Origin of the sequence: Kaistella soli, from assembly GCF_019038595.1 — a bacterium.
GTDB lineage: Bacteria > Bacteroidota > Bacteroidia > Flavobacteriales > Weeksellaceae > Kaistella > Kaistella soli.
On sequence record NZ_JAHOPF010000001.1, the window covers coordinates 631,209 to 646,086 of the forward strand.

Here is a 14,878-nt window from a genome sequence, read left to right on the forward strand (position 1 = left end):
TTACGGTTTCCCGTATTTTTGTGGGGAAGTTTTTTGGTAGATTTGAAAATGGGTAAGGCCATGAAGTGGATCAAAGCGGGAGAGTTTGAACGGGAGGCAGCAAACGAACCAAAAATGTATTATATGGTCACACGAAAGTATTGACTTCGTCGAATTTCATTTCATGCGGCAGCGAGGGTTTGATGATTTATAAGAAAAAAATATATCTTAAAGGACAGAAATAATGTCTGATGACTTCCAGACCAATCCCGACAAAACACGTTGTATTTGTCTGACAAAGTAAACATATATACAAGTTGTCCGCAATGCAATAACAAAAACCGCTGAAATTGAGTGTAGAACAAATTGATAAAATTGATTTTATAAGCACGTCGCCAAACGGGAGTGTTAAATTAACTATTTCTGACCATCTTATATGGGATGAAGAAAATGAGCACGTACTATTACTGCAAGACAAAATAAATTCTTATTTGAATTTTGTTGATAGCGGACAAATATTTGAAGAATATCCCAATTCAAAAAATAAAAATATTGCAATCGGATTAATAATGAAATTTGAGCCAAATGAATATGCATTGAATTTCTTACAAAAATGTAAAAGCATAATTAAAGAACTGAATATTGAATTTAATTGGAAAACTCTAAAATAAAAGCACTGCGTACAATAACTAAGCTTTCGTTTTGTCTGAAAGACAAGAAATGAAAGCCCGTTGAACGGAAGCTCCGGTGGCTTTTCTCCAATATTGGTTCTTCTATGGAGTTATCGTTTTTAGAATTTAGAGATACAAAGCAGTTTTTCAGAAGGACTGCTTTATTTGTGGCATTTGGTAGCCTTTGGAAGTGGTTTTCTGCGGTTTTTTCTTCGCTGCAAAACACAGTTTCCCTTACCCGCAAAGTTTATTTCGCAGAGAAAGGTTGGGTGACGAAAAGAAAATCCTGTGGCGGACCGCGCTGCCCGAAAATGGCAATGGTGACCAGGTTTCCTTCTTTGCAACACCGGCATTTATTGAGCAAAGTCTTGGGTTTTGCTTCCGGAACCCGGATGTTTAAATCAGACTGTAAACTCTGCAGTTTCCCACGTTTCCAGCTGCTGCTTAAAATACCGTAATGGCGGATCCGCACAAACCTTCTGGGCAGAATATGAAGACTGAAGCGCCTGATAAACTCCACATGGGATAGGGTCATCTCCTTTTTTTCGCCACCTTTCCGGTAATCTTTGTAGCCAAAACGAACTTCTTTATCGGTAACTTCTTTGATGCGGTGATTGCTGATGGCGACTTTGTGGGTGTATCTGCCTAAATATTCAATCACCTGTTTCGGGCCACCAAAAGGACGTTTTGCATAGACGACCCAGTTCTTGGTAAAGAGTTTATCCATTAAATTGGAATCTTTTACTCCCGAAGTTCTCAATAAAGCCACAAACTTTGCCCGGAATACTTTGCTCATCGCTTTTACAGAGAAGAGATATTTATCGGTTCGTACTTTCTTTTTCCACTTTCCGTGATGATCAATTCCGCCGCCAGGAACAATGCAGTGCAGGTGCGGATGCAAGCTCAGGTTCTGTCCCCACGTGTGAAGTATCGCAATCATTCCGAGCTGCATTCCTTCCGTTTTGCCAAACTGGTTTAATGTTGCCCAAGCTGCTTCAAACAATGTTTTGTAAATGAGTGTGGGATTTGCAATTGCCAAACCGTTCAGCTCTTCGGGAAGCGTGAAAACGAGATGATAATAGCTGCACGGGAGTAAATCCGCTTCGCGCTTCTGGATCCATTCTTCCCTTTTATGGCCCTGACACCCGGGACAATGCCGGTTCCTACAGGAGTTGTAACTGATGGAGAGGTTTCCGCAACCGTCGCACGCATCGATATGACCGCCCAAAGCTGAAGTCCGGCAGTACGATAAGGCCCGAAGTGTTTTTTCCTGATGAACCGTAAAATTCTGAGTTGATAAACTGACTGCGCGCAGAACGTCGGCTACACTTCTGCCCTTACTTCGGGATTCCATTTTTGCGGTACAAAGCAAATACGGTATCCAAAGGACTGTGAGGCTTCTGATCCGAAAGCTGGCAGACATGAAGATATTCCATGGTCGATTCAATTCTTTCATGACCCAGAAGTTTCTGAACCATGATGATCGGAACGCCGTCTTCCAGCAGATGCGTGGCGTAGCTGTGCCGCAAAGTGTGGGTGTGAACGACTTTGGTGATGCCTGCTTTTTTAGAGATGGTTTTAATCACCCACTGCACGCCGCGCTGGCTGTAGCGGGAATCAAAGCCTGTACTTTTAGGAGTAAGAATGTCAATCTCTTCAATATTTCTATTTTGATTTCCATTGAATAAATATTGATTCGGATTTTCCACTGAAATAAAGGTTTTCAGTCCCCGGATTAAATGCTCGGATAAAAGAACATAACGGTCTTTTTGACCTTTACCCTGAACAATATGCAGCATTTTTCGATCAAAATCCAGATGCTGAAGTTCGATATTTCTTACTTCCATACACCGAAGTCCGCACCCGTAAATCAGACCGATGAGCAGTTTGTGCTTCAGCAACTGGGCAGTTTGCAGCATGCGCCAAACTTCCTGCCGGCTTAAAACAGTCGGCAGTTTATTTACTTTTGGAATGGCGGGAAGGTGTAGAAAACTATAAGGCAAGCCTTCTGCTTTTAAAAGAAACCGCAGTCCATAAACCGTGTGTTTAAAGTAGGTTTGAGAAGGTGTTTTTGATCGCTGTTGAAGTTCGAAGAGATAATCTTTAACTTCTTCCGGATCCAATTCGGTAGGAATTTTACCGAAATGAAGCGCTACGGCAGCAACATGCCTGGAATAATTATCAAAGGTTCTGGGACTTTTTCCCTGTATTGAAATATTTCTTTCGAAACGTTGTATCAGTTCCGAAAAACCATTAACTTCGCTTGAAGCGCGATTCAAAATTTTGTTCGTCCTTACATCCTCCGGAGATTTTTTTTTGTAGCCATAGTAAATGTTTTGATTGTTAAAAAAACAAAATTACTAAAACGGCGAATCGAAAAAGCTACCGGAGGTTTAGTTCAACATGCTATTTCTGTCAGCTGAGTTGAAGTTTACATCATAAAAATTTTCGCTAGTTGAAAACAAACCTCCTTTATTCCCCGGCTTCGCTCAGAAACCAGAATAAAGGAGGTTTTTAGGGATGGAATGGAATGGAGACTCCCTCTTGAAGGATAGGCGTTTGGAAGCAAGGGCAGGAAGAAGGGAGGGTGAGTTGGGAACTCAGTCGTTGCAAATCTTAATAAGGTTCAGGGCGAAAATCTGGCGGATGTAGTAATAGCGGCTGCCCAGACGGGTATAGCTGATCTTTTCTTCTCTGCAGAATTTGCGGAGGGTCTTGACGGAGATCTGGAGGTATTCGCATACATCCTGATCGGTAAGGATATCTGATTTCTGGAGGTTGGTAATGTAGGGGTGTGCTGCGAGGATTTGCTGATAATGGTGATGAAGGTCGTTGTAGTTGAGATGAGGGAATAGATTTTTCGTCATGATTTATGTTTTTATGTTATTCTTCTGTAGGGTTGGAAACGAAATTACCAAAACAAAACGATATGAATACGGGTGTTTTTCCCTTTTTTGCAGGGTGTTTTGACGGGTTTTGTGTTCCGAGAGCACCGTAAAATGTGTTGCTCCGATGATCACCTTTCGCATATTGTTTTACCATCAGCCGGTTAGGTACTAATTTTTTATATTTGATTTGCAAACCATCCTAAAGCGAAAATACCATGAGTCAGCCAACGCCTAAAATAGAAGTCATTAAAGGAGATATCACCCAGATTGCAGCAGATGCAGTGGTGAATGCCGCCAATACCTCGCTGTTGGGCGGCGGCGGAGTAGACGGTGCTATTCACCGCGCGGGCGGTAAGGAAATTCTGGAAGAATGCCGGAAAATTGTCGCCAGACAGGGAGGCTGTAAGGTGGGTGAGGCGGTGATCACCACTGCGGGAAAGCTGCCCGCGAAATATGTCATCCATACCGTGGGGCCGGTATGGAATAACGGAACTCCTGAGGAAGAGGAAAAACTGGCGCAGTGTTATACTCATTCACTGCAACTTGCGCTGGAACACGGATGCCGTACGGTGGCGTTCCCGGCGATCAGTACAGGGGTTTACCGTTTTCCGAAAGACAAAGCTGCAAAGATTGCGGTAGAAAGCGTATCGCGTTTCCTGGAAAAGCAAAGCGGTATTGAGAAAGTTATGCTGGTGTGTTTCGATGATGAAAATTATCAATTTCTGACTTATCAACTGAATTCACAGCAGTAATTATGTCCCTTAGACTGTGAAGCGGAAGCTAAGTATTTAGGCGTCTGCAATATTTTGGGTGAAGCATCAATTATTTAGACTGCCCAAAACCTGTCACCGACTTCGTGAACGCTGTTCTATTTGCCCACTAAATAATTTCAATAATAAGGTTTACATTATTAATAAGTTAAGCATAATTTTTTATATTTGGGCATTGAAATTTCTGATGCAGAAACCACAGTTTAACGCTTAGAAGTTTTCTTTTTCTCAGGAATTCCGCACTGAAATTACGGTGCGCAAACAGACCACTAACATTTAAAATAACTTAACTAAACCAATTTTATGAAAGTACTATGTACGCTCTTATTTTCGCTGATGCTCATGTTCACGGCGAACGCACAAAACAAGAAAGAAACCCTTAAATGGCTGAACAAACACCAGAAATATATTACCATGGTGAACCCCAGCGGTTACAGCAGTAAGAAGTTCGATGTGGAGATGACTGAAAGCTATATCAGCGCAACAAGCAAAATAGACGGAGAAAAATATGAGACCAAAATTTACTGGTCACAGATCAGAAGGACAATGCTGGGACTGCTTGAGGGGGAAAACGGATATGTTACCCTTAATACAGAAGATGAAGGTTATTCCGCACCTACTATTACCCTTTACCTCTCGGATTACAGTACAGATATGAGAGAAAAATTGGTGCTGATGGCGAATATGAGCGGTTCGGACGTCGTGATGCAGACCCTTGATCTGAGAGGGAAATCATTTATGGGAAACTAAGTCCACCATCACATGGCGGTTCCACGCCGCTATTGTACATAAAAAGCCCCAAGTGATTGGGGCTTTTTGCTTTTATATGAATTGAGTCGGCGTCTTGTTTAATTGCGATCAGGCAGGAAACTGTATTCTTTAGAATAGCGCAGCATCTGTTCCGAAAATGTTTGTGGATATTTTAAAACGTAATCAGTAACCTGGCCGCCGGCGGTTTTTACGGGCGTAATGTAAGGATTGACAAAACCGCGGTAAGGTGCCTCCTTATATTGGGCGTTACGCGCCAGCACTTCTTTGTGCAGGGTCTGATCTACTTTCACACCATAGTTTTCAACAAGATTTTTGGCGGCATTATAATCACCTTCAGACTTGATGCGCTGTGTTTCGCGCAGCAGTTGACCGAAAAGATCGTGCAGCTTTTCGTAATCGGTAATATTGAAATAGGTTTTCCCGTTGCGGGTCACCTTTTCGATGACATTGTCCTTCTTCCCTTTTTCAAATACCCAAGCGCTAACCCACTGGCGGTTTCTCATGTGAGCTTCTTCGATATCGGCACCGGGATCCAGCCGTACGAGCTGAGTCATGAGTCCGTTGCGGATGTAGTTGTCGTAGGCTGCTTTACCGACAGATTTCCAGTCATCAGTCAAACCAAGTTCTTGCAGTTTTGGATTGTAGAGGAAATAGAGTCCTACGAGATCCGCTCGTCCTTCTTCCATAGTGGAGGCATAGCTTTTCAGCGTTTCTTTCGGCGTTCCGACACCCGGATTAATCTGACCCGAAGCGTGACCTATAACCTCATGAAGCGCGGTGTGCAGTTTGCTTGCAAGTTCACCATATTTCTGAGCCAGGCGGAGTTCTTCGTCATCATTGACGAATTCCTTGAGGCGGCCGGAACCGGCAGCTTTATCGTAGGCATCAATAATATTACCCAGTGAAATGGATTTGGACCCATGTTCCGCCCGGATCCAGTCTGCATTTGGGAGGTTGACTCCAATCGGGGTACTCGGGGAGGAATCACCGGATTCGGAGGCGACGATCACGGTTTTATAGCTGACCCCAACCACATTCTTTTTTTTGTGTTGAGGCAGGAGAGGAGAGTTGTCTTCAAACCAATGTGCCTGATTCGAAAGGACTTCCATTTTTTTGGACATGTCGAAGTCTTTGATCTGCACTACACTCTCATAGGAGCCTTTATGACCAAGCGGATCGCTGTATACTTCGATAAAGCCGTTGATATAATCAATATTTCCTTCTGTGGCATCTACCCAAGCCACGTTATAGTCGTCCCAGGTTTTGAGGTCGCCGGTTTTATAATATTTGATCAGCAGGGCTAAAGCGTTTGCCTGCTTCTGGTTTTCGGTCACCGTCCTCGCTTTTTCAAGCCAGAAGATGATTTGGTCAATCGCTGCGCCATACATGCCGCCGCTTTTCCAGACTTTTTCGGTGAGCCTGCTGTTTTCTTTGACCAGTTTCGAGTTCAAACCGGTGGAAAGCGGACGCTGTGCATCGGGACTTTTCATGTTCGCATAAAACCGGTCCGCTTCGTCTGCCGTCACGCCGTCGCCGTAGAAATTAACAGCCGATCCCTCCAAAAGTCCCTTGCTCAAATCGAGATTAACTTTTTTAGTGTCCTTATCATTAAATAATACATCTGCCACGGCTGCGTTCAGCGGCGTGCTTGTCTCTTTTAAAAGCTGATCAAAATAGACTCTGGAAAAAGCAGGTTTCATCTTTTCGTTAGAGTAGTGATGGTGGATGCCATTTGCGAACCAGACCCTTTTGAGGTAAATCTCGAAATTCTGCCAGTCCTGAGTGGTTTTGTTACCGCTGTAATTCTGATAAATATGCTCCAGAGCACGGCGAATGGTCAGGTTGTTCCCGTAGTTTTGGTCCCAAGTGATGTCCCTGCCTGCATAGCCTGCCTGGCTAAGGTAATAAACGTATTCCTTTTCCTTTAACGTCAGATTGTTCCAACCCGGCACGTCATAACGCAGTACCTCAATGTCAGCAAAACGGTCGATGCTGTTCTGTCCCTGTGAGGTGCTTTGTTCCTGATTACTTGTGACAAGCGTGGTATTCTGCTGTACCGTGCAGGAAAAAAGCAGCCCCGCAGCCAGCGCAAGAAGAGTAATTTTGGTTATTTTCATAATTGAATTATTTATATAAAGTTACTTAATTGTGTTCACGTAGAAGTGGCCCTTTAACAGCAGCGAAGACCATGTGCCGGCCATAAGAAAGCAGAATCTGCCGCCAGTTTCTGCTGATCTGCCTGAAGCGCACTGGAATAGGTAACAAAATCCGCACCACTGCATTTTAGAGATGCCAAGAGCTGGGAAGAAGTAATTTCGAAAAAGATAACTAATAATTTTAGCTCAATCACCAAAAAAAAATCCGCTCAGCATGCTGAACGGATTATAATTTCATTAAAGTTGCGGGAATTATCCTTTTGCTCCTCTTTCGATACGTTTTCTTTCGTTTTCTGAAAGGATCTTTTTACGCATTCTGATGAAGTTTGGAGTTACCTCGATGGCTTCGTCGCCCTGGATGTATTCCATACATTCTTCCAGAGAGAATAAGATTTTCGGAGCGATGCTTCCGTCTTTGTCTTTTCCTGATGCACGCATGTTGTTCAGCTGTTTTGCTTCAACGATGTTTACCACCAAATCTCCCGGTTTGTTCTGTTCACCGATGATCATACCTTCGTAGATTTCCTCACCCGGATCAACAAAGAACTTACCTCTGTCCTGAAGTTTTGCGATAGAGTATTCAGTAGCCGGTCCCTGACCTTTACTTACCAAAACACCCACCTGTCTTCCTGGAATTGCTCCTTTGAAAGGCTTGTAATCAACAAAACGGTGTGCCATAATCGCTTCACCAGCTGTAGCGGTCAACATTTGAGAACGCAATCCGATCAAACCTCTTGAAGGAATTTCGAATTCCATGTGCTGCATTTCGCCTTTGGTTTCCATGATGTGAAGATCTCCTTTTCTCTGAGTCGCCAAATCGATTACTCTTGAAGCAAATTCTTCAGGTACATCAACTACCATTGATTCATAAGGCTCACATTTAACCCCGTCGATTTCTCTTAAGATAACCTGTGGCTGACCGATGGTCATTTCATAACCTTCTCTTCTCATCGTTTCGATCAAAACAGAAAGGTGAAGAATACCTCTACCGAATACTAAGAATGTATTCGCGTCTTCGGTAGGTTCTACTCTTAATGCTAAATTTTTCTCCAACTCTTTCATCAGCCTTTCTTTAAGGTGATTAGAAGTTACATATTTACCGTCTTTTCCGAAGAAAGGAGAGTTGTTGATAGAGAACGTCATGTTCAAAGTAGGCTCATCGATTGCCGTTCTTGGCAACGGATCCGGATTTTCAAGATCTACGAATGAATCCCCGATCTGGAATTTATCAAAACCTACGATCGCACAGATGTCACCTGCTTTTACTTCCTGAACTTTCTTTTTACCAAGACCTTCAAAAACGTATAATTCTTTTACTTTTCCTTTGATGATGTTGCCGTCTTCCTGTGCAAGACCAATCCATTCAGATTCTTTTACAGAACCCTGAGTGATTTTTCCGATTGCGATTCTTCCTAAGAAAGAAGAGAAATCAAGAGAAGTAATCTGCATTCTAAGCGGACCTTCTTTTGCTTCCGGTGCAGGTACGTGCTCTAAGATACCGTCTAATAACGGGAAAATATTTTCTGTCTGTTCCAGTGAAGAATTGAACCATCCCTGTTTTGATGAACCGTAGAATGTTGGGAAATCCAGCTGCTCTTCTGTAGCATCAAGGTTGAAGAAAAGATCAAAAACCTGATCGTGAACTTCATCCGGACGGCAGTTAGGCTTATCTACTTTGTTGATTACTACAACAGGTCTTAAACCTAATTCCAAAGCTTTCTGAAGTACGAAACGCGTCTGAGGCATCGGTCCTTCGAAAGCATCCACTAAAAGTAAAACACCGTCTGCCATCTTCAGTACTCTTTCCACCTCACCACCGAAATCGGCGTGACCAGGAGTATCGATAACATTAATTTTGGTGTCTTTATAAGTTACCGAAATGTTTTTAGATAAAATGGTAATTCCACGCTCTCTTTCAAGGTCATTATTGTCCATGATAAGATCTCCGGATTCCTGATTTTCCCGGAAAACGCTGGTTGCGTGAATGATTTTGTCAACCAAAGTGGTCTTTCCGTGGTCAACGTGCGCAATGATTGCGATATTTCTAATGTTTTGCATAATCGTTTTTTGACGGTGCAAAAGTAAACTTTTTTAGCGGATAATTTGCAAACTGATAGAGAATTAACAGAATTTAATGCAGAAAATTATAGAAAATTTAATTCTGGTTTATGTACCACTGTCTTAGAGGGGAAAAATTGGTTGGATTTAAGTTAGAAATCAATCCAAAACAGAGATTGCCTTCACAAATCTTGCAGTATAATGCGGAGAGGACAGCGCCGAAATCGTTACACCGTTTGCTTTACCGCTGGAAGCATGAATGAATTCGGAATCAGCACCCGCAGCGCGGGAAACAATACCGATATGACCGACTTCCCGTAATTCGGTATCAGTGCCGTAAAAAATAAGCAAATCTCCTTTTCTTACCTTTTCCAGAGGAATGTCTCTGCCGAAATTAAGAAAATCTTTAGATGACCTCGGAACGTCGTAACCGAAATGCCTGTACACATAATTGATAAACCCGGAACAGTCGAAACCGGTTTTCGGATCTGCCGAACCATATATATAAGGAGTACCAAGATATTGGTAAGCGAATTTCAGTACTTCATCCCGGCGTGTTACCGAGGCTTCGGAAGGTATTGCCCTGGGATTTTCCTGAGGATCAGCGGTAGTCTGTACTTCTGCGGAATCGGGTGAGCCTTTTTTGCTGAATAAATCAGAATATTGATGTTTAAGCTGTGTAATCTCATTTTTGTCGAGACAGGAAAACAGGAAGAAAAGCGATATGAGGGAAAGGTATTTCAAATTAATTTTTGAAGAACACAGAAAATAAGATGCCAAAAAAAAGCGACTGATGAAGCCGCTTTGGTAATATGTAAAAAAAATGTAAAGTCTAGTTCTGCTTGAGGTAAGTGTAAAGATGGTCTTTTAAATGAACCCTTTTTCTGCGTAAATCTGTTAAATGTTCGTCACTCGTGTGATTCTGTTCCCCTTCTTCGTAGTGCTGAATGAGTGCGTTTACTTCTTCATAATTCACATACATTCTTTTGAAACCGTCATCATTCAGCTTTAGCACATTGATCTTTTCCTCCAGTTCAGGAAATTCGTGGGTTAAATTGTGGTTTTCCATGACTTTAAATGTTTGGATTTTTAGTAAACTAAAGTTAAGGAAAATATCTTTCAATATCGATATGAAAATTGTCAGGAATTTATAAAGATTACTTCAGCAGATCGAGTTCCAGGAGGTTATTGTCTTTTGCGTTTTTTGCTTTGGCACCCTGTTCTTTATTTTTAATCATTTCTGAGGTAGAGATCATATTTCCGTTCTGATCCGTAAGCTGAATAACCGCTCCGTTGGCCAATGCCTGCTTTATGACTTTTGCAGGATCGTTGCGGTCTTCCAAAAAGATTTTCCGGTACTGATTCTGACTGATTTCAATTTCCTTCTTTTTCCCTGTAAATTCGGAAACTTTCTCAGCAACAGGCGTAAACTTTGAAGCACCGATCAGCTCGAACTGATGTGTTTTTGTAAGATCTTCAAGTTTTATGATCAGTCCCGGCAAGCCGTGAAATTTGTACGGTCCGTCCTGAAACGGCAGTTCAGTAGAAAACCACGCGACCCATTTTCTTCCGGCAAATTCTGTAGTTGCTTTTTGTGCGTTGAATTCACCGATTTTCTTCTGATCGGGCAGAATCTTCCAGAGCAGTTTCCGGTCATCGGCAACTTTATAAGAATCTATTCCGATGCTGGCGGATGCAGTTGTTTTAAAATCGGGATATTTTTTAAAGATTTTGTATCTCACGCTTCCTTTCCGCTGCGACATCATCTTCATATCCACATTCATTGAGCCGGAAGTTTTGATTTGCTTTTCAAAATAAGCATTCATCACCGAGTCTGAAACCTGCACGTCACGGCTGTAAAAGCTGGAACCGTCTTTGGAGATATCAAGATTCATCAGTTCTTTGGAAATTTCCTGTTTATTTAGCGTGTCTTTTACGAACTGATATTCATAACTGAAACGCTGATTCTGAGCAAAAAAGAAGTTGCAGATTAACAGGAAAAGGGGAAAGTATTTTTTCATATATGATTTTTAATAAAAACTGCCAGAGCTTTTTAAACTCCGGCAGTTTAGGATGAGTTATTTCTTAGTGGTGATATAGATTTCTCCGGATTTAGTGCCGGAATTTCCTTTTTTGTACACTTCCATTTTTTCAATGCGGTCCGGCGATAAGTTCTCCATTTCTGCTTTGGTGACAGGTTTTCCGTCAATGAAAATTTTGATGTTATCAGCATCTGAATTTCCGTTTTTTCCATTGCTATTCAGAATGATGACTTTGGAACCTGCGTTTTCGGCAGCCAGTTTTGCAGTTTCTTCAGCCTCCTGAATTCTCTTTTTGAATTCAATGGAATTTACCGCTTTATCTGCTGCTTCGGCAGCGCGTTTTTCCGCTTCTTCAATTCTTTTTTTAAACTCCGGAGAGTTTATCTTTTTCTCAGCCAGTAAAGCCTGTTTTTCTGCTTCCTTAATTTTTCTTTTAAATGCAGGAGAATTCACCATTTTTTCTGCTTCCTTCGCACGGGCTTCTGCATCTTTTATTTTAAGCTTAAACTCGTCAGAATTGTAATATTGATCAACCTTAGCATATAATTTATCCATTTCTGCATAATTGAAATCCAGGTTTTTCATGGAAGTTTTGAAATCTTCACTTTCAAAGATCAGATTCATTTTATCCCCAAGCTGATTCATTTCTTTTTCAAGCTTTTTATACTGGGGACTGTCGAAACCGTTTTTCTTTGACAGTTTTTCCAGCTCCTTGCTTTTAAGCTGCATTTCTGCGCTGAGTTTTTGGGCTTCCTCACTTTTTTTAATGATCACATCATTCATCGGTTTCAGTTCCTTTTCTTTTATCTGAAGCTGCTTCTGGATTTCCTGAAGCCCGGGCGGCTCTTCATTAACGGGTGCCGGCGGAGGTGGAGGTGGCGGAATGGTATCTGCTTTAAGACTGGAAACGTAATTGACAATCTCCTGATTGGTAGCTGCAATCTCTTTGTTTTTCGCACTGATCATATAAATGAAAGTAACGGCGAAAAGCAGTGGCAATGCGAGAATCTTGCGCGCATAACCGTATTTGGTTTTTGATTTTTTTAGCATTGTTAATCTTTTTTTGAGGTTAGAACTGAGAAACGGACTGGCCGCCTGAAACTCTTTTCCGGAAAAGTGACTGGCTAAAAGCATCTGCGCAAATGCTCTTGTGTCCGAATTTTTGACGGCTTTTTTATCAGCCAGATATTCGTGTATTAAACTGATTTCTTTTTTGATGAGATAGAAAATAGGGTTGAACCAGAACAAAGCGGTAATGATTTCAACAAAAATGCGGTCCCGCGAATGTTTCTGTTCAATATGAACCATCTCGTGCTTGAGGATCTGACGTCCTAAATCTGACTGTACAGGGATGGAATCTTTCCAGAACAGATTCCGGAAAAAGGAAAAAGGGGCTTCCTGCAGATTGGTGTGGTAAAAATTGATTCCCTCGAAATTTTCTTTCGTAAATTCCTTTTTGAGCCGGTCAATTTTAATAATTCCGAAAATAAGTTTTGTCAGAAAAAAGACAGAAACCAATCCAAAAGCGAGAGCAGCAAGTTGAAAATAAATGAAATCATTGTTTAAAGTTTTTGCGGTGTTAAAGTTTTGTATCTTGCTTATTAACAGGTAAATATTACTGTTTACTGCTATCGTAAAATAACTGATTTTCAAAAATGGCAGCAATATACTGATGAGCAAAACAGCCAAAAGAAAAAAACGGTTATAATGGTGGAAAGTCCTGTCCTTTAGAAACAGTTTATAGTACAGAAACATTACACCCGAGCACACAAAAACTTTGATCAGATAAATAAAGAGCGTTTCCATCAGCTTTTGTTTTTGAGTTCATTTAAAAGAAATTCCAGATCTTCTACGCTCATTTCGTTCTTTTCGACAAGGAATGAAACTGCATTTTTATAAGAACCTTCGAAGTAATTTTTCACCAGGCTTTTCATTGATTTTCCGCTGTATTTTTCTTTCGAAACCAATGGAAAATACTCATGCTGTCGGCCATGCACCTCATAATCCACGAAATCTTTTTCTTTTAACACTTTAAGTATTGTAGAAACGGTGTTGGTATGGGGTTTGGGTTCAGGAAAAAGCTCAAGCACATCTTTGAGAAATCCTTTTTTAATTTCCCACAGATACTGCATTACCTGTTCTTCCGCTTTTGTTAATTGAGTAATCTGCATATCACTAAATATTTAGTGATACAAATGTACCGATTAATTTCAATTGTACAACTATTTTTATAGTTATAAAGAGCGAATTCTTTTAAGGTGCTGAAAATCAGTCATAAAAATTTAACCTGCATGAAATCAACACTTTGTATTTTCCTACGGAAATTAGGCTAAAAATCTTATCTTTGCACACTTTAATGATGCACAGGCAGTTCGGTAAACCAACTGAGTAAGGCATTTAATAATAAACAAACAAGTTCTGTATGAAATGTGGAATCGTAGGATTACCAAACGTAGGTAAATCAACCTTATTTAACTGTTTAAGCAACGCCAAAGCACAGTCGGCAAATTATCCGTTTTGCACCATTGAGCCTAATTTAGGAACGGTTTCAGTTCCGGATCAGCGATTATTCGAACTTGAAAAACTGGTGAATCCCGAGAGAGTTTTACCAGCGGTAGTGGAGATTGTAGATATCGCCGGACTGGTAAAAGGCGCGAGCAAAGGCGAAGGTCTGGGAAATCAGTTTCTGGCCAATATCCGCGAATGTGAAGCCATTATTCATGTGTTAAGATGTTTCGAAAACGGAAACATTATTCACGTTGAAGGCTCTGTAGATCCTTTAAGAGATAAAGAAATCATCGATATCGAACTGCAGCTGAAAGATATGGAAGCGATCGGAAAAGCAGTGGACAAGGCGAAAAAATTCATCAAATCCGGAAAGAAAGAAGATGTTCTGACTTACGAAACATTACAGAACCTGCAGAAATTTGTAGAAGACGGTAAAAATGCGAGAGAATTTCCAATGGATGATTTCTCACAGTCTGTTATTTCTGAAATTCAGCTACTGACCAATAAACCAGTTCTTTACGTTTGTAATGTGGACGAAAATTCCATTAAAAACGGTAATGAATGGATTGCCAAAATAGAAGAAATGGCTGCAAAAGAGAACGCTGAAGTTGTAGTTCTCGCTGCACAGATTGAAGCCGATATCAACGAACTGGAAACTTTCGAAGAAAGACAGATGTTCCTTGAAGAGCTTGGTTTGGAAGAGCCCGGCGTTAACAGACTGATCAGAAAAGCATACGATTTATTAAAACTTCAGACTTATTTTACTGCCGGAGTAAAAGAAGTTCGTGCCTGGACCATCGGTCAGGGCTGGACGGCACCGCAGGCCGCCGGAGTAATCCATACCGATTTCGAGAAAGGATTTATCCGTGCAGAAGTAATCGGTTATGATGATTTTGTAACCTATGGTTCTGAAGCCAAAGTAAAGGAAGCCGGGAAAATGAGGGTTGAAGGTAAGGAATACATTGTAAAAGACGGCGATGTGATGCATTTCCGATTCAATGTTTAAATAGATACAGAATTTACACTATACGAAAA

Annotated in this window: 14 protein-coding genes; 4 read left to right on the forward strand and 10 right to left on the reverse strand. The window is 41.3% G+C overall.

The features are described 5' to 3' along the window. Positions 1-329: 329 nt before the first annotated feature. Complete coding sequence (locus KSK37_RS02995; RefSeq protein WP_217199347.1) at positions 330-650, forward strand: DUF6572 domain-containing protein; 321 nt, start codon at positions 330-332, stop codon at positions 648-650. Between the two features lie 247 nt (positions 651-897). On the opposite strand, the gene KSK37_RS03000 is transcribed toward KSK37_RS02995, so the two are convergent. From KSK37_RS03000 to KSK37_RS03010, 3 genes are all read right to left on the reverse strand, one after another. Further along, positions 898-2,004 (reverse strand): IS91 family transposase, encoded by a 1,107-nt coding sequence (locus tag KSK37_RS03000; RefSeq protein WP_425513990.1) that lies wholly within the window; start codon positions 2,002-2,004, stop codon positions 898-900. Then, positions 1,988-2,929 (reverse strand): tyrosine-type recombinase/integrase, encoded by a 942-nt coding sequence (locus tag KSK37_RS03005; RefSeq protein ID WP_217199348.1) that lies wholly within the window; start codon positions 2,927-2,929, stop codon positions 1,988-1,990. Before KSK37_RS03005 ends, KSK37_RS03000 begins: the two co-directional genes overlap by 17 nt. A 321-nt stretch (positions 2,930-3,250) precedes the next feature. Further along, complete coding sequence (locus tag KSK37_RS03010) at positions 3,251-3,517, reverse strand: helix-turn-helix domain-containing protein (protein WP_217199349.1); 267 nt, start codon at positions 3,515-3,517, stop codon at positions 3,251-3,253. 236 nt (positions 3,518-3,753) lie between these two features. Here KSK37_RS03010 and KSK37_RS03015 point away from each other — a divergent pair, with 236 nt between their 5' ends. After that, positions 3,754-4,290: an O-acetyl-ADP-ribose deacetylase gene (locus KSK37_RS03015; protein ID WP_217199350.1), complete on the forward strand. Its 537-nt coding sequence runs from the start codon at positions 3,754-3,756 to the stop codon at positions 4,288-4,290. A 321-nt stretch (positions 4,291-4,611) separates the two neighbouring features. Next, on the forward strand, positions 4,612-5,058 hold the full coding sequence (locus KSK37_RS03020) for a hypothetical protein (RefSeq protein WP_144264878.1): 447 nt from the start codon (positions 4,612-4,614) through the stop codon (positions 5,056-5,058). A 98-nt stretch (positions 5,059-5,156) separates the two neighbouring features. Here KSK37_RS03020 and KSK37_RS03025 read toward each other — a convergent pair whose 3' ends face one another. From KSK37_RS03025 to KSK37_RS03055, 7 genes are all read right to left on the reverse strand, one after another. Next, positions 5,157-7,196 (reverse strand): dipeptidyl peptidase 3, encoded by a 2,040-nt coding sequence (locus tag KSK37_RS03025; RefSeq protein WP_217199353.1) that lies wholly within the window; start codon positions 7,194-7,196, stop codon positions 5,157-5,159. Positions 7,197-7,487: 291 nt separating this feature from the next. Further along, positions 7,488-9,293: a translational GTPase TypA gene (gene typA, locus KSK37_RS03030; RefSeq protein WP_088360260.1), complete on the reverse strand. Its 1,806-nt coding sequence runs from the start codon at positions 9,291-9,293 to the stop codon at positions 7,488-7,490. Between the two features lie 159 nt (positions 9,294-9,452). Further along, entirely contained in the window at positions 9,453-10,037 is a 585-nt protein-coding gene (locus KSK37_RS03035) for a C40 family peptidase (RefSeq protein ID WP_217199355.1), read from the reverse strand. A gap of 88 nt (positions 10,038-10,125) precedes the next feature. Continuing rightward, the gene (locus KSK37_RS03040) at positions 10,126-10,362 is read right to left on the reverse strand and encodes a DUF465 domain-containing protein (RefSeq protein ID WP_088360262.1); all 237 of its coding nucleotides are present in this window, start codon (positions 10,360-10,362) and stop codon (positions 10,126-10,128) included. Positions 10,363-10,450: 88 nt separating this feature from the next. Next, positions 10,451-11,314: a GLPGLI family protein gene (locus KSK37_RS03045; RefSeq protein WP_217199357.1), complete on the reverse strand. Its 864-nt coding sequence runs from the start codon at positions 11,312-11,314 to the stop codon at positions 10,451-10,453. 57 nt (positions 11,315-11,371) lie between these two features. Beyond that, the gene (locus KSK37_RS03050; protein ID WP_217199359.1) at positions 11,372-13,141 is read right to left on the reverse strand and encodes a M56 family metallopeptidase; all 1,770 of its coding nucleotides are present in this window, start codon (positions 13,139-13,141) and stop codon (positions 11,372-11,374) included. Continuing rightward, a complete protein-coding gene (locus tag KSK37_RS03055) occupies positions 13,141-13,506 on the reverse strand; it encodes a BlaI/MecI/CopY family transcriptional regulator (protein WP_088360265.1) in 366 nt (121 codons plus the stop codon). Before KSK37_RS03055 ends, KSK37_RS03050 begins: the two co-directional genes overlap by 1 nt. Positions 13,507-13,757: 251 nt before the next feature. On the opposite strand from KSK37_RS03055, the gene ychF reads away from it, so the two are divergent. Beyond that, positions 13,758-14,849 carry a redox-regulated ATPase YchF gene (ychF, locus tag KSK37_RS03060; protein WP_088360266.1) on the forward strand — a complete coding sequence of 364 codons (1,092 nt, stop codon included), beginning with the start codon at positions 13,758-13,760 and terminating at the stop codon, positions 14,847-14,849. Positions 14,850-14,878 lie beyond the last annotated feature (29 nt).